Source organism: Streptomyces sp. NPDC053426 (assembly GCF_055585405.1).
In genome coordinates this window covers 247299-262668 of record NZ_JBVJKE010000002.1, presented here as the reverse complement: position 1 = coordinate 262668, position 15370 = coordinate 247299, and the positions used below count along the sequence as shown (strand labels likewise).

Sequence of the window (15370 nt, the reverse complement as noted above, 5' to 3'; positions counted from 1 at the left end):
CCCTGACGGTGCGCTGACAGGCCTGTCCCGTACTGTCGAGGCATGCCACGCCGCACCGCGACGATGCTCGCCTCCACCCTGATGCTGATCGCGCTCCTGTGCGCGGGGGTGTTCATCCCCGTGCCCTACTCGGAGATGTCCCCGGGGCCGACGGTGAACACGCTGGGCGATCACGACGGCGAGCCGGTGCTGCAGATCTCCGGGCGCAAGACCTATCCGACGGACGGTCACCTCAACATGACCACGGTGCGGGTCACCAGCGCCGACTACCGGATGAACCTCGTCGAGGCCGTCTACGGATGGCTCGCGCACGACAACAAGGTCGTCCCGCACGAGACCCTCTACCCCGACGGCAAGACGGAGGAGGAGTCCACCCAGGAGAACGCCGAGGAGTTCAGCCAGTCCCAGGAGAGCGCCAAGGTCGCGGCCCTGAAGGAACTCGACGTCCCGGTGAAGTCCTGGGTGATCGTCTCCACGGTGGTCAAGGGGTCCCCGTCCGAGGGCAAGCTGCACGCGGGCGACGTGATCAGGACCGTCGACGGCGAGGCGGTGAAGGAACCGGCCGACGTCGCCGAGCGGGTGACCGAGCACAAGCCGGGCGAGGACGTCGTCTTCACCATCGTGCCCGCCGAGGAGCAGGCCGCCGCCGAGAAGGAGAACCGGACGCCGACGAAGACCGAGAAGGTGACGATCACCACCACGACCTCCGAGGACGGCGGCGAGGAGCGCGCCATCGTCGGGATCTCCGCCGGGACCGACCACACCTTCCCGTTCAGCATCGACATCAAGCTCGCCGACGTCGGCGGGCCGAGCGCGGGCCTGATGTTCGCGCTCGGCATCTACGACAAGCTCACCCCGGGCAGCCTGACCGGCGGCGAGTTCGTCGCCGGCACCGGCACCATCGACGACGACGGCAAGGTGGGGCCGATCGGCGGGATCCAGATGAAGACGGTCGGCGCGCGGGACAAGGGCGCCGAGTACTTCCTCACGCCCGCCGACAACTGCGCGTCCGCCGCCGAGGACACCCCCGAGGGCCTCACCCTGGTGAAGGTCGGCACCATCGACGACGCCCTGGGCGCCCTGGAGGACATCCGCTCCGGCGACACCGCGGACCTGCCGAAGTGCACGGCCTCCTGACCGGCCCCGCTACTCCTCGAACGTCGCCGTCAGCGCCTGGGCCAGGCCCGGCACCAGCTCGGAGCCGGTGAGGACCTCCGTGGCGGAGTCCTTCTCACGCAGCCGCAGGGCCGACTCGCGGGCCCCGTCGCGCAGCACCGCGACCGTCATCCGGACCTCCTGGCGCTCCGGGTGCCGCGCCACCCACTTCGTCAGCGCGGCCTCGTCCAGGTCCTTGGGGACCTGGGCCTCGGCCGACGGCGGCAGCATCAGCCGCTCCACGGTCAGGGCACAGCCGGTCACCGCGTCGGGCCAGGCGATGGTGCCCAGGAACTCGTCGAGCGGCTTGCCCGTTGGAATCTCGTCCTGCTCGATCGGAGTGAGAGCGGTCGTCTCCTGTTCGTCGCCCAGACCGAGCCGGTCCGCGAGCGAGGGCTGTTCGGCCCGCAGCCGGGCGGTGTCGACGAGGGCGAACAGGCGGGCGGGCTGGTCCCAGCCGAGGCCGGAGACGTACTCGTCGATCTCGAGCACGGCCCGGGTGAGCGGGTTGGCCGCCATGGGTGTGTTGGACATGGTCACAATCTTCTCTCGTTGTCGGCTGGAATCGGGAACCGAGTAAAGCGTGAGTAAGTTGCATAGGTGTGGGCCTGCGATCACGGGGGACCACACACGGTCCGTGAAGACGCGGGCCTGACGAATCAACAGCGAACTTCGAGGTGCCTACCTTGGCTTTCCAGATGCCGGACCGCGGCGGAGGCCCGACGGGGCCACGGATCAGAGTGGGCCGCCCGTCCCGGCGGGTCCGGACCCTGCTCATGACACTGGGCGTCCTGGCCGTCCTCGGCATGGTGTTCACCATGTTCGCGGGCTTCTGGACCGACTGGCTGTGGTATCGCTCGGTCAACTACTCGTCGGTGTTCACGACGACCCTGTGGACCAAGATCGGGCTGTTCTTCGTCTTCGGTCTGCTGATGGCCCTCGCGGTCGGCTTCAACATCTGGCTGGCGCACCGCATGCGGCCGCCGCTGAGCGCCATGTCGATGGAGCAGCAGAACCTCGACCGGTACCGGATGGGCATCGCCCCGTACAAGAAGTGGCTGCTGCTCGGCATCACCGCCCTGGTGGGCCTGATCGCCGGTGCCTCGGCGTCGAGCCAGTGGCGGACCTGGCTGATGTGGGTCAACGGCGTGTCCTTCGGCCAGAAGGACCCGCAGTTCAAGCTCGACGTCTCCTTCTACGCCTTCGACCTGCCCTGGTACCGGTTCCTGCTCGGCTTCGGCTTCGCCGCCACGATCCTGGCGCTGATCGCCGCCGCGCTCACCCACTACCTGTACGGCGGACTGCGCATCACCAGCCCGGGCGCGCGCGCCACGGCCGCGGCCACCGGACACCTGTCGGTGCTCCTCGGCGTCTTCGTCGCCCTGAAGGCGGTCGCCTACTGGCTCGACCGGTACGGACTGGCGGTGAAGTCCAGCGACTTCAAGGCCACCGACAGCTGGACGGGCCTCAGGTACGTCGACGCCAACGCCTATCTGCCGGCCAAGACGATCCTGTTCTGCATCGCCGTGATCTGCGCGCTGTTGTTCTTCGCCACCCTGTGGCGGCGCACCTGGCAGCTGCCCGTGATCGGCTTCGGCCTGATGGTGCTGTCGGCGATCCTCATCGGCGGCCTGTACCCGGCGATCGTGCAGAAGTTCCAGGTCCAGCCGAACGAGCAGGCCAAGGAAGCGCCGTACGTCGAGAAGAACCTCAAGGCCACGCGTGAGGCCTACGGCATCGACGACTCCAAGGTCACCGACTACCCGGGCACGAGCCAGACCGAGGACAAGACCCAGCTGCGGGACGACGTCACCGACACGGCGAGCATCCGGATCATGGACCCGAACATCGTCTCGCCGACGTTCCAGCAGCTCCAGCAGATCAAGAACTACTACGCGTTCCCGACCAACCTGGACGTCGACCGGTACGCCGTCGACGGCCAGGAGCAGGACACGGTCATCGGTCTGCGCGAGCTGAACCTGGACGGCATCCCCAAGCGGAACTGGATCAACGACCACTTCCGCTACACCCACGGATACGGTGTCGTCGCGGCCGAGGGCACCAGCGTGGACTCCGGCGGCCGTCCGAACTTCATCGAGTCCGACCTGCCCTCCAAGGGCGAGCTCCCGGAGTACGAGCAGCGCGTCTACTACGGCGAGCGCACCACCACGTACTCGATCGTCGGCGGTCCCCAGAAGGAGATCGACTACTCCGACGACAGCGGCGAGAAGACGTACAGCTACAAGGGCGACAGCGGGGTCGACCTGGAGAACCCGGTCAACCGGGCCGCCTACGCGGTCGCGTTCGGCGAGCCGCAGATCCTGTACTCCGGGGCGATCGGCGAGGGATCGCGGATCCTGTACAACCGCACGCCCAAGGAGCGCGTCGAGGCGATCGCCCCGTGGCTGACCATCGACGGCGACGCCTACCCGGCGGTCGTGGACGGCCGCATCCAGTGGATCGTCGACGCCTACACCACCACCAACGGCTATCCGTACGCGTCGCGGACGACCCTCGGCGACACCACGGCCGACTCGCTGACCGCCACCAACGACCAGCGCGCGGTGGTGGCCCAGCAGAACCAGGTCAACTACATCCGCAACTCGGTGAAGGCGACCGTCGACGCGTACAGCGGCGAGGTCAAGCTCTACCAGTGGGACACCCAGGACCCCGTCCTGAAGACCTGGATGAAGGCCTTCCCGGACACGGTGCAGCCGAAGACCGAGATCTCCAGCGCGCTGATGGCCCATCTGCGGTATCCGCAGGACCTGTTCAAGGTGCAGCGCGAACTGCTGACCCGCTACCACGTGAAGGACGCCACCACGTTCCTCTCGGGCAGCGAGGTGTGGGAAGTACCGGACGACCCGACCAACAAGACGGGCGACGCGGTGCCTCCGTACTACCTGAGCATGAAGATGCCCGACCAGCAGGAGCAGACCTTCTCGCTCACCACGACGTTCACGCCGAACGGCCGTGACAACCTCAGTGCCTTCATGGCGGTGAACGCCGATCCGGGCACCGAGGACTACGGCAAGATCAGAGTGCTGAAACTGCCGACCAGCACCACGGCCGCCGGACCCAAACAGGTCCAGAGCCAGTTCAACTCCGAACAGAACATCGCCGAGTCCATCAGGCTGCTGAGAGGCGGCGACTCCGAGGTCGAGTACGGCAACCTGCTGGCCGTCCCCCTCGACGGCGGACTGCTCTACGTGGAGCCGGTCTACGTACGCGGTGGTGGGCTGAAGTACCCGCTGCTGCGGAAGGTGCTGGTGACCTACGGAGGCCAGACCGCCTTCGAGGACACCCTCGACCAGGCCCTCAACAAGATCTTCGGGGGTGAGGGCACGACCACCGAGCCACCACCGGGCGAGGACGAGGGAACCGGTGAGGAGGAAGGCACGACGCCGCCGCCGACGTCCGACGACCCCACGGTCCAGGAGGCGCTGAACGACGCCCAGGAGGCCTTCGAGGCCGGCCAGGAAGCCCTGAAGAAGAACGACTGGGAGGCCTACGGCAAGGCGCAGAAGGATCTGGAGGACGCGCTGCGCAAGGCCGAGGAGGCCCAGTCGGCCGAAGGGGGTGGCGGCGCCGGCGGCGGGGAGAGCAGTCCCAGTCCCGACGCGAGCCCGAGCAGTTAGCGAGCAGCCTGGTCAAACGCCCGTCCCGCGCCGTGCTACGGTTGCAACGCAACGGCGCGGGGTGGAGCAGCTCGGTAGCTCGCTGGGCTCATAACCCAGAGGTCGCAGGTTCAAATCCTGTCCCCGCTACTCACGTCGCGAAGCAGGCGACATCAAAGGCCCGGATTCCTCAAGGAATCCGGGCCTTTGTGATGGGCGAACGCATGTGCCTGGGCGGGTGACGGCCGTGCCGCCGACGGGAGTTGGCCGATCTGTGTTTGACTTGTCTCTCTGTGGGCATGTCGACAAAACGCTGTAGTGACCTCACTGACTGCGGTATACCAGGTGTACCCAGGTTGCAGGTGGTGCGACGATGGATGTTATGGGGGACAAGGCAACTCTGTTCGGGACAGGGCGTTTTGTGAAGTCCTCCGCTCAGGAGGAACCCCGCGACGAGACGGGGGAGGCCGCCGACGAAGCGGCCGAGGAGCTGCGCCGGCGGCTCGCCGCCGAGGCCGGCGACGTCGAGGCGATGAGTGTCCTCGGCGCCATGCTGCTGCGCCGCGGTGATCTCGACGGAGCCGAACCCCATCTGCGTGCCGCCACCGCCGCGGGCGACCGCGCCGCCGCCAACAACCTGGGTGTCCTGCTGCACCAGCGGGGCTACGCCGACGAGGCCGCCGGCTGGTGGCGGATCGCCGCCGTGGCCGGCTCCACCGCGGCGGCCCACGCGCTCGGCCGCTACCACCGGGAGCGCGGGGACGAACCCGCCGCCGAGTACTGGCTGCGCCAGTCCGCCGAGCAGGGACACACCCTCGGCGCGTACGCCCTCGCCGACCTGCTGGAACACCGCGGGGACACGGCCCGGGCCGAGCGCTGGATGCGGGCCGCCGCCGAGCGCGGGCACCGGGAAGGGGCGTACCGGCTGGCCCGCGCGCTGGACCGCGAGGCCGCGCGGGAGAGCGACGACGCCGCCGCCGCGCTGGTACGGGAGGCCGAGCAGTGGTACCGGCAGGCCGCCGCGCGGGGGCACCGCCGGGCCGCGCTGCACCTCGGGACGATCCTGGAACGGCGCGGCGAGCTCAAGGAGGCCGGCCGCTGGTACCTGACCTCCGCCAAGGACGGCGAGACCCGGGCCGCCTGTGCGCTCGGCTTCCTGCTGCGCGACGCGGGGGACACCGAGAACGCCGCCGTGTGGTGGCTGCGGGCCGCGCAGGACGGCGACGGCAACGCCGCGAACGCGCTGGGCGCGCTGCACGCCGAGCGGGGCGAGACCCAGACCGCCGAGCGCTGGTACCGGGCCGCGATGGACGCCGGTGACATCAACGGCGCGTACAACCTCGGGCTGCTCTGCGCCGACCAGGGCCGGACCGGCCCGGCCGAGCAGTGGTACCGCCGGGCCGCGTACGCCGGTCACCGCGAGGCGGCGAACGCGCTGGCGATCCTGCTGCTGCGGGCCGGGGACGAGACCGGCGCGGAGCCGTGGTTCTCCAAGGCCGCGGAGACCGGCAGCGTGGACGCCGCCTTCAACCTCGGAATCCTGCACGCGGGCCGGGGGGAGGAGCGGTCCGCGCTGCGCTGGTACGAGCGGGCGGCGGCCGCCGGACACATGGAGGCGGCGCTCCAGGTCGGGATGGCGCGGCTGCGGGAGGGCGAGGAGGGCGAGGCGGAGCGGTTCCTGCGGTGTGCGGCGGGCGGGGGGAGCGCCGAGGCGGCGTACCGGCTGGCGACGGTGCTGGATGCCCGCAGGCCGCCGGAGCCGGCGCACGAGCTGGGGGAGCCGGTGAACCGGCGCAGCGAGTGCGAGGAGTGGTACGAGCGGGCGGCCTCGCAGGGGCACCGGCGCGCGCAGGTGCGGGTCGGGATGCTCGCGGCGGCGCGGGGGGATGTCGTCGAGGCGGCGCGGTGGTACCGGGAGGCGGCGGAGGCCGGGTCGCGGAACGGGGCGTTCAATCTGGGGTTGCTGCTGGCTCGTGAGGGGAGTGAGCCGGAGGCGGTCGTGTGGTGGACCCGGGCGGCCGATGCGGGGCACGGGCGGGCGGCGCTGAGACTCGCGCTGGTCTGTGCGCGGCGGGGGGAGCTCGCGGAGGGGCAGCGGTGGGCGGAGCGGGCGGCCGCGCTGGGGCCTCCGGCGGTCACGGAGCGGGCGGCGCGGCTGCGGGACGCGTTGCGGGAGGAGCTGTCCGCGTGAGGCGGTGCCGGGCGCTGGGCTGGGCGGGGGGTGTCGCGCGGCCCGGCGTCTGCGGGGTGCCGCCGCGCCCACCCGTGCCGCCCCAGCGGCGCGACTGCCCGCAGTGATGGGCGGCGGGCGGACCGCCGCCGGGACGGGGAGCTGCCTCAGCGGCGCGACTGCCCGCAGTTACGTGCGGCGGGCGGGCCGCTGCGGGGGCGGGGGCCGCCCCAGCGGCGCGACTGCCCGCAGTGGAGGGGGCCCGGCGTGACTGCCCGCAGTTACGGGCGGGAACGGATTTGCTTCTGTTGGATGTCTTGACGTAGTGTTTCATTCATCGACGCGGGGTGGAGCAGCTCGGTAGCTCGCTGGGCTCATAACCCAGAGGTCGCAGGTTCAAATCCTGTCCCCGCTACTGAAGGCCGAGGGCCGGAATCCAACAGGGTTCCGGCCCTCAGCTTTTTGCCCCGGCGTCCATCGGACGCCGGGGCTTTCGTTCGAGCGTGCGTGTGGCGCCTACGCCGCCGCGCAGTTCGGGCAGACTCCGCGGTACGTCACCTCGACGTCGGAGACCGTGAAGCCGAAGCGCTCCGTGTCGGGGAGGTCGGCCAGCGGATTGCCGGTCGGGTGGACGTCGCGGATCGCGCCGCACCGCGCGCACACCAGGTGGTGGTGCGGACGGTGCGCGTTGGGGTCGTACCGCTTGGCCCGCTTGTCCGTGGCGACCTCCAGCACCTCACCGAGCGAGACCAGCTCGCCCAGGGTGTTGTAGACGGTCGCCCGGGAGATCTCGGGCAGCTTGGCGACAGCCCTGGAGTGCACCTCGTCGGCCGTCAGGTGGACGTGTTCGCCGTCGAGGACCTCGGCCACGACACGGCGCTGCGCGGTCATCCGCCATCCACGTCCACGGAGCCGTTCCAAAAGGTCACTCATAGGCACCAGCCTAACAGCAGGGGGACAGGGATCCCGAACGGGTGTGACTTTGGAGCCTTACTTGACTTAGACATTGTCCATTGTAGGATCGAGATCGGCTTTGGCCAAGGCACAGGTTTGGTCAGTGATGACGCAGGAGGCGTACGTGACGCAGGGACCGCTTACTACGGAGGCCGGTGCTCCGGTTGCCGACAACCAGAACAGCGAGACCGCGGGCGTCGGTGGCCCGGTCCTCGTTCAGGACCAGCTCCTCCTGGAGAAGCTGGCCCACTTCAACCGTGAGCGCATCCCGGAGCGTGTGGTGCACGCCCGCGGCGCCGGCGCCTACGGCACCTTCACGGTGACCGCCGATGTCACGCAGTACACGCGGGCCGCGTTCCTCTCCGAGGTCGGCAAGGAGACGGAGACCTTCCTCCGCTTCTCGACGGTGGCCGGCAACCTGGGCGCCGCGGACGCCGTGCGCGACCCGCGCGGTTTCGCGCTGAAGTTCTACACCGAGGAGGGCAACTACGACCTCGTCGGCAACAACACCCCGGTGTTCTTCATCCGGGACGCGATCAAGTTCCCGGACTTCATCCACACCCAGAAGCGCGACCCGTACACGGGCTCGACGGAGGCGGACAACGTCTTCGACTTCTGGGGCCTGTCGCCCGAGTCCACGCACCAGGTGACCTGGCTGTTCGGTGACCGCGGCATCCCGGCGTCGTACCGCCACATGGACGGCTTCGGTTCGCACACCTACCAGTGGAACAACGAGGCCGGAGAGGTCTTCTGGGTCAAGTACCACTTCAAGACGGACCAGGGGATCAAGAACCTGACCGCCGAGGAGGCCGAGATCCTCGCGGGCAAGGACCCCGACTCCCACCAGCGGGACCTGCGCGAGGCCATCGAGCGCGGCGAGTTCCCGTCCTGGACCGTCTACGTCCAGGTGATGCCGGCGGCCGAGGCGGCCACCTACCGCTTCAACCCGTTCGACCTGACCAAGGTCTGGCCGCACGCGGACTACCCGCTGATCGAGTTCGGCAAGCTGGAGCTCAACCGCAACCCGCAGAACATCTTCGCCGAGGTCGAGCAGTCCATCTTCAGCCCCGCCCACTTCGTGCCGGGCATCGGTCCCTCCCCGGACAAGATGCTCCAGGGCCGCCTCTTCGGGTACGGCGACGCCCACCGCTACCGCGTCGGCATCAACGCCGACCACCTGCCGGTGAACCGCCCGCACGCCACCGTGGCGCGCACCAACTCCCGTGACGGCTACCTGTACGACGGCCGCCACGGGGGCGCGAAGAACTACGAGCCGAACAGCTTCGGCGGCCCGACCCAGACGGGCCGTTCGCCGTGGCAGCCCATCGCGGTCACCGGTGTCACCGGTGAGACGGTCACGCCCGTCCACGCCGAGGACAACGACTTCGTCCAGGCGGGCAACCTGTACCGGCTGATGACGGAGGAGGAGAAGGAGCGCCTGGTGAACAACCTGGCGAACGCCATCTCCGGGGTCACGCGCGACGACATCGCCGAGCGCGCGATCAACAACTTCCGGCAGGCGGACGAGGACTTCGGCAAGCGGCTGGAGGCCGCGGTCCAGGCCCTGCGCGGCTGATTCCAGCGCTGGACCGCTTGTCGAAACACGGGCCGGACTCCCTCGCGGGGGCCGGCCCGTTCCGCACGTCACTACGCCGGTACCCGCTGGACCGGCTGCCGCTGGGGTGCCCAGCAGCGGATGATGTCGCGGACCGAGACGATGCCGGCCGGCTCGCCCCGGTCGAGGACGATCAGATGGCGGAAACCGCCGTGGGCCATGGTGCCGGCGGCCTCCTCCAGGGTCCAGGACGGGGCGGCGAACACGACGTCGGTGGTGGTGTGGGCGTGGGCGTGCTCGGTGTCGGGGTCCTGGCCGAGCCCGACGGAGTTGAGGACGTCCCGCTCGGTGAGGATGCCGATGCCGGTGCCGTCGGGATCGAGGACCACGGCCGCGCCCACCCGGCGGGCGGACATCAGGGCGGCGGCCTGGCGCAGGGTGTGGGCGGGGCCGATGGTGAGGACCAAGGTGCTCATGGCGTCACGGACGAGCATGGATGGAGCCACCTCCTACCGGAAAACGCGAAGTCACGGGCGTAGGAGCCCGTTCGTTCGCGATTTCACAAGTTCACAAGTGGGGGAACTCTCAGAGTGGCAGGCAAAGCGGGGGTCAACAAGAGGGCGCGTGCGGCCGACCGGGGGCGCGCACGCTCGCCCCGTGCCGCTCAGTAACGCTGGTTGAGGTACCCCAGCAACTCGTCGTGCAGCAGCCCGTTCGACGCGGCCGCGTTGCCGCTGTGCGGTCCGGGGCGGCCGTCGAGCCCGGTGAAACTGCCGCCCGCCTCCGTGACCACGATCGCGGTGGCCGCCATGTCCCACAGCGACAGCTCCGGCTCGGCGCACAGGTCCACCGACCCCTCGGCGACCATCATGTACGGCCAGAAGTCGCCGTACGCGCGCGTGCGCCACACCTCACGGGTCAGGTCGAGGAAGCCGTCCAGACGCCCCTGCTCCTCCCAGCCGCTGAGCGAGGAGTACGCGAAGGAGGCGTCGGAGAGCCGGGAGACGCGGGAGACGTGCAGCCGGGAGGCCGACGACAGACTGCGGCCGGAGAAGGCGCCGTGCCCCTGCGCGGCCCACCAGCGGCGGCCGAGGGCGGGGGCGGAGACGACCCCCACGACCGGCTGGAAGCCCCCCTCGCCGGCCTCCATCAGGGAGATCAGCGTGGCCCACACGGGCACCCCGCGCACGTAGTTCTTGGTGCCGTCGATCGGGTCGATCACCCAGCGCCGGGGCCCCGTGCCCTCCACCCCGTACTCCTCGCCCAGGACCGCGTCCCTCGGGCGGGCGCGCTTGAGGTGACCGCGGATGAGTTCCTCGGCGGCCTTGTCCGCCTCACTCACCGGCGTCATGTCCGGTTTGGTCTCCACCTTGAGGTCGAGAGCCTTGAACCGTTCCATCGTCGCGGCGTCGGCGGCGTCCGCCAGGACATGGGCGAGACGCAGGTCGTCGAGGTAGTCGGGCATGCAACGAACGGTATCTGCCGAGATCGGTGCGGGGCCACCGGGGGCGGCTCCCGCGAACCCTTGACAGTGCCCGACGGCGCGTCAAATCTAACCGCAGGGTCGGCCCGCTCGCCCCGAGGGAGGCGAAGATGCCTGCAGCGCGGGAATCTCTGCTGGACGCCGCTTACACGGCACTGGCGCGTCGCCCGTGGTCCGCGGTGCGGATGGTGGACGTGGCCGCCGCGGCCGGGGTCTCCCGGCAGACGCTGTACAACGAGTTCGGCAGCAAGGACGGCCTCGCCCGGGCCCTCGTCCGCAGGGAGGCCGACGGCTACCTCGCCGGCGTCGACCGCGCCCTCACCGGCCCCGCGGACCCGCGCGACCGGCTGACCGCGACCGCCGAGTGGACCACCGCGAGCGCCCGTGAGAACACCCTGGTCCGCGCCATGCTCACCGGCTGCTGGGGCGAACGCCTGCCCGCCCCGGGCCTCGCGGCCGTGACGTCCGGATCCGCCGTGCCCGCGCAGCGCCGCGCCGACGGCCCGCTGCCCTCACCCGCCGACCTCGTCGCCCTCGTCCGCGACCGTGCCGTCGCCGTCCTGGCCGGCCCCGGCGTCCCCCGGTCCGACACCGCAGACCTGGCCCGCTCCTGCGAACTGGTGGTCCGCCTCGCCCTGTCCTGCGTCACCGCGCCCCCGGCCGACACCGGCGTCGCCGATCTGGTGCGCGGTGCCCTGCACCGTCAGCCGGTGGTGCCGTAGCGGGCGGTCAGTGCGCGGACCCCGACAACTGCAGCCCGATCACGCCGACGATCACGAACGTGATCGACACGATCTTCAGCGTCGACACCAGGTCCCCGAGGAACACCATCCCGTAGATGGCCGTCCCCGCCGCGCCGATGCCCGTCCACACCGCGTACGCGGGCCCCACGTCCAGTTTCTTCAGCGCCAGGGTCAGCAGCCCGAAGCTGCCCAGCGCGAACGCGCAGAACGCGATGGTCGGCCACAGCCGGGTGAAGCCGTGCGACAGCTTCAGGCACACGGCGAAGCCGGTCTCGAGCAACCCGGCCACTATGACCAGCAGCCACGCCATGTGTCGTCCTCCCGCATTCCCCACGTACAGTGACCGCTTCGTCAGGTTCGACGGGTTCGGGTCCGGCTCGGTGCGATTATGCACTTACCGTCCGGCGGCCACGACAAACAACGCGGAGGTCAGTCGCCCTCCGTGCGCTCCCGCGTCGCCAGCAGCCGCCGCAGCGAGTACAGCCGCGCCGGGTCCGCGTGCCCCTCGGCCACCCACGCGTCCAGCGCGCAGTCCGGCTCGTCGTGACTGCACGCGCGCGGACAGCCCTCCGTGCCCGGCTCCAGATCGGGGAAGGCGTGGATCACCCGGGACGGGTCGACGTGGGCGAGCCCGAAGGACCGCACCCCCGGCGTGTCGATCACCCAGCCCTCGGCACCCGACAGCGGCAGCGCCAGCGCGGACGTCGTCGTGTGCCGTCCCCGCCCGGTCACCGCGTTGACGTGTCCGGTCGTACGCCGTCGTTCCTCCGGCACCAGCGCGTTGACCAGTGTCGTCTTGCCGACGCCGGAGTGCCCCACGAACGCGGTGATCCGGCCGTCCAGCTGCTCCCGCACCCGGTCCGCCGCCTCGCCGCTCTCCAGCTCCGCGCGGCTGGTCACGACGTACGGGATGTCGAGGTCGCCGTACAGCTCCAGCAGCTTGTCCGGCGGCGCGAGGTCCGACTTGGTCAGCACCAGCAGCGGCTCCAGGCCGCCGTCGTACGCCGCGACCAGGCAGCGGTCGATCAGCCGCGGACGGGGTTCGGGGTCGGCGAGGGCGGTGACGACGGCGAGCTGGTCGGCGTTGGCGACGACGACCCGCTCGTAGGGGTCGTCGTCGTCCGCGGTACGGCGCAGTACCGACGCGCGCTCCTCGATCCGCACGATCCGCGCGAGCGTGTCCTTCTTCCCGGACAGGTCGCCGACGAGCGCCACCCGGTCACCGACCACCGCCGCCTTGCGGCCCAGCTCACGGGCCTTCATCGCCAGGACGACCCGGTCCTCGACGAGGCAGGTCAGCCGGCCCCGGTCGACGGTGAGGACCAGGCCCGGGGCCGCGTCCTCGTGCTTGGGCCGGATGTGGGTGCGCGGCCGGTTGCCCTTGCGGTTGGGGCGGGAGCGGATGTCGTCCTCGTCGGTGTGCTTGCCGTAGCGGCGCATGGTGAACCCCTACGCCCCGAGCATCCCGGTCCACAGCTCGGGGAAGTCCGGCAGGGTCTTCGCCGTGGTGGCCACGTTCTCGATCTGCACGCCCTCGACCGCGAGGCCGATGATCGCGCCGGCGGTGGCCATGCGGTGGTCCTCGTAGGTGTGGAAGACGCCGCCGTGCAGCCGGCGCGGGCGGATGTGCAGGCCGTCGGCGGTCTCGGTGACGTCGCCGCCGAGTTCGTTGATCTCCTTGGTCAGCGCGGCCAGCCGGTCCGTCTCGTGCAGCCGGAGGTGGGCCACGCCCCGCAGGGTCGACGGGGAGTCCGCGAGCGCCGCCACGGCCGCGATGCCGGGCGTCAGCTCGCCGACCTCGCCGAGGTCCACGTCGATGCCGTGGACCGACCCGGAGCCGGTGAACACCAGCCCGAACTCGGTCAGCTCGCAGGAACCGCCCATCTCGGTGAAGATCTCCCGCAGTCGGTCACCGGGCTGGGTCGTACGGGCCGGCCAGTCCGGGATCACGACCTTGCCGCCGGTCACCAGCGCCGCCGCCAGGAACGGCTGGGCGTTGGACAGGTCCGGCTCGACGGTCAGGTCCCGGCCCAGCAGGGCGCCCGGCGTGACCCGCCAGACGTTCGGCTCGCCGCCCGACTCGGGGGTGTCCACCTGGGCACCCACCGCGCGGAGCATGTCGACGGTCATCCGGATGTGCGGCAGGGACGGCAGCGTCGAGCCGGTGTGACGGACCTCGACGCCCTGGTTGAAGCGCGGCGCGGACAGCAGCAGGGCGCTGACGAACTGGGAGGACGAGGACGCGTCGACCTCCACGGTGCCGCCCTCCAGGGCGCCGCCGCCGTGCACGGTCATCGGCAGCGCGCCGCGGTCCTCGTCGTCGATCCGGGCGCCCAGGTGGCGCAGCGCGTCGATGACGCCGTTCAGGGGACGCTCGTACGAGCGCGGGTCGCCGTCGAAACGGACGGGGCCGTCGGCGAGGGTGGCGACCGGGGGCAGGAACCGCATCACCGTGCCGGCGTTGCCGACGTCGACGGTGGCCGGGCCGCGCAGGCCCGTGGGGAGCACCCGCCAGGCCTCGCCGGTGCCGTCCGGGCCGACGCCCTCCTCGATCTCCACGCCCATCGCGCGCAGGGCGCCCGCCATCAGCAGGGTGTCGCGGGAACGCAGCGGGCGGCGCAGCCAGCCCGGCTCGGAGGCGAGGGCGGCGAGGAGGAGGGCACGGTTGGTGACCGACTTGGACCCGGGCACGTGGACCGTCGCGTCGACGGCTCCGCTCGCGTGCGGGGCGGGCCAGAGGGCGGTGGGTGCGGGGGTTCGGGCCATGGGGCCCACTCTATAAGGAGGGGGCGTGCAGGCCGTTGTCCAGTGCGGCCGCGTGGGGCTGGTCGCGCCCACGTGGCGGAGCCGCATATCGATACAGCCCCGCGCCCCTGAGGGGTAGCTGCTCGCAGCCCCGTGCCCGGCCGAGGTCGGCTGCTCGCGCCCGATCCCACAGCCGCCGTGGGCCCTTACAGCCCCAGGAGCCACCTGCCGCCGCCCAGCAGGGAACACAGCGACACCGCGTGGAACAGGAACAGCCACAGGCCCGCCGGGACGTGGGTCAGGCGGGAGAGCTGGTCCGCGTCCGAGTCGGGTGCGCCGCCGTGGGAGCGCTTGGCCTGGAGTTCGAAGGCCGGGCGTACTCCGCCGAGGAGCAGGAACCAGACCACGGCGTACGCGAACGCCGCCTGCACCTGGGGTCCGGTGAGCCAGGACACCAGGACGAAGGTGCCGCCGGTGACGACCACGGTCAGCGCGCCGTACGCGTTGCGGATCATCACCAGCATCGCCACCAGCAGCACCGTGGCCAGCCACAGCAGCAGCGTGACGCGGCCCGCGCCGAGCAGCGCGGCGCCGCCCAGGCCCAGCAGCGGGGGAGCGGTGTAGCCGGCGGCGGCCGTGAGGATCATGCCGATGCCGTGCGGCTTCCCGCGGCTGACGGTCAGGCCGCTGGTGTCCGAGTGCAGACGTATCCCCGTCAGCGTGCGGCCGGTGAGCAGCGCCACCAGGCCGTGCCCGCCCTCGTGGGCGATCGTGACGGCGTTCCGGGACAGCCGCCACAGCCCCTGCGGTACGACGACGGCGGCCGCGGCGACCAGCGCGGCGACGACCACCCACACATCCGGATCGGGCTGGGTGCCGGAGACCTCGTCCCAGAGGGAGGCGAGTGAGGCGGACGCGGTACTGACCATGCTTTCCATCTGCTTCCGA

General features: G+C 70.9%; 13 protein-coding genes and 2 tRNA genes. 7 read left to right on the top strand and 8 right to left on the bottom strand.

Annotated features, from left to right (window positions below):
- Positions 1–42 precede the first annotated feature (42 nt).
- Entirely contained in the window at positions 43–1137 is a 1095-nt protein-coding gene (locus ACZ62B_RS05025; protein WP_469689300.1) for a YlbL family protein, read from the top strand.
- A gap of 9 nt (positions 1138–1146) precedes the next feature.
- On the opposite strand, the gene ACZ62B_RS05020 is transcribed toward ACZ62B_RS05025, so the two are convergent.
- Entirely contained in the window at positions 1147–1689 is a 543-nt protein-coding gene (locus ACZ62B_RS05020) for a PPA1309 family protein (RefSeq protein WP_073932594.1), read from the bottom strand.
- Between the two features lie 164 nt (positions 1690–1853).
- Between ACZ62B_RS05020 and ACZ62B_RS05015 the strand changes: the two genes are divergently transcribed.
- The 4 genes from ACZ62B_RS05015 to ACZ62B_RS05000 all read left to right on the top strand — a co-directional run bounded on the left by ACZ62B_RS05015 (position 1854) and on the right by ACZ62B_RS05000 (position 7357).
- Positions 1854–4793 carry a UPF0182 family membrane protein gene (locus ACZ62B_RS05015; RefSeq protein WP_344569158.1) on the top strand — a complete coding sequence of 980 codons (2940 nt, stop codon included), beginning with the start codon at positions 1854–1856 and terminating at the stop codon, positions 4791–4793.
- Between the two features lie 55 nt (positions 4794–4848).
- Positions 4849–4922 (top strand) — tRNA-Met (locus tag ACZ62B_RS05010).
- A gap of 223 nt (positions 4923–5145) precedes the next feature.
- Positions 5146–6963 (top strand): tetratricopeptide repeat protein, encoded by a 1818-nt coding sequence (locus ACZ62B_RS05005; protein WP_344569044.1) that lies wholly within the window; start codon positions 5146–5148, stop codon positions 6961–6963.
- 320 nt (positions 6964–7283) lie between these two features.
- A tRNA-Met gene (locus tag ACZ62B_RS05000) sits at positions 7284–7357 on the top strand.
- 101 nt (positions 7358–7458) lie between these two features.
- On the opposite strand, the gene ACZ62B_RS04995 is transcribed toward ACZ62B_RS05000, so the two are convergent.
- Positions 7459–7875 (bottom strand): Fur family transcriptional regulator, encoded by a 417-nt coding sequence (locus ACZ62B_RS04995; RefSeq protein ID WP_344569042.1) that lies wholly within the window; start codon positions 7873–7875, stop codon positions 7459–7461.
- Positions 7876–8020: 145 nt separating this feature from the next.
- On the opposite strand from ACZ62B_RS04995, the gene ACZ62B_RS04990 reads away from it, so the two are divergent.
- The gene (locus tag ACZ62B_RS04990) at positions 8021–9472 is read left to right on the top strand and encodes a catalase (protein ID WP_344569040.1); all 1452 of its coding nucleotides are present in this window, start codon (positions 8021–8023) and stop codon (positions 9470–9472) included.
- Positions 9473–9543: 71 nt separating this feature from the next.
- Here the strand turns inward: ACZ62B_RS04990 and ACZ62B_RS04985 are convergent, their stop codons facing one another.
- Both ACZ62B_RS04985 and hisN read right to left on the bottom strand, forming a co-directional pair.
- A complete protein-coding gene (locus ACZ62B_RS04985; protein ID WP_344569039.1) occupies positions 9544–9945 on the bottom strand; it encodes a CBS domain-containing protein in 402 nt (133 codons plus the stop codon).
- A 170-nt stretch (positions 9946–10115) separates the two neighbouring features.
- Complete coding sequence (gene hisN, locus ACZ62B_RS04980) at positions 10116–10916, bottom strand: histidinol-phosphatase (RefSeq protein ID WP_468719335.1); 801 nt, start codon at positions 10914–10916, stop codon at positions 10116–10118.
- A 128-nt stretch (positions 10917–11044) separates the two neighbouring features.
- Here hisN and ACZ62B_RS04975 point away from each other — a divergent pair, with 128 nt between their 5' ends.
- Positions 11045–11656, top strand: a complete 612-nt coding sequence (locus ACZ62B_RS04975) for a TetR/AcrR family transcriptional regulator (protein ID WP_344569036.1) — start codon at positions 11045–11047, stop codon at positions 11654–11656.
- Between the two features lie 7 nt (positions 11657–11663).
- On the opposite strand, the gene ACZ62B_RS04970 is transcribed toward ACZ62B_RS04975, so the two are convergent.
- The 4 genes from ACZ62B_RS04970 to ACZ62B_RS04955 all read right to left on the bottom strand — a co-directional run bounded on the left by ACZ62B_RS04970 (position 11664) and on the right by ACZ62B_RS04955 (position 15351).
- The gene (locus ACZ62B_RS04970) at positions 11664–11987 is read right to left on the bottom strand and encodes a DMT family transporter (RefSeq protein ID WP_048455705.1); all 324 of its coding nucleotides are present in this window, start codon (positions 11985–11987) and stop codon (positions 11664–11666) included.
- A gap of 119 nt (positions 11988–12106) precedes the next feature.
- A complete protein-coding gene (gene rsgA, locus ACZ62B_RS04965; RefSeq protein WP_344569034.1) occupies positions 12107–13117 on the bottom strand; it encodes a ribosome small subunit-dependent GTPase A in 1011 nt (336 codons plus the stop codon).
- Positions 13118–13126: 9 nt separating this feature from the next.
- On the bottom strand, positions 13127–14443 hold the full coding sequence (gene aroA / locus ACZ62B_RS04960) for a 3-phosphoshikimate 1-carboxyvinyltransferase (protein ID WP_468719334.1): 1317 nt from the start codon (positions 14441–14443) through the stop codon (positions 13127–13129).
- Between the two features lie 185 nt (positions 14444–14628).
- A complete protein-coding gene (locus ACZ62B_RS04955) occupies positions 14629–15351 on the bottom strand; it encodes a M50 family metallopeptidase (RefSeq protein WP_344569031.1) in 723 nt (240 codons plus the stop codon).
- Positions 15352–15370: the final 19 nt, after the last annotated feature.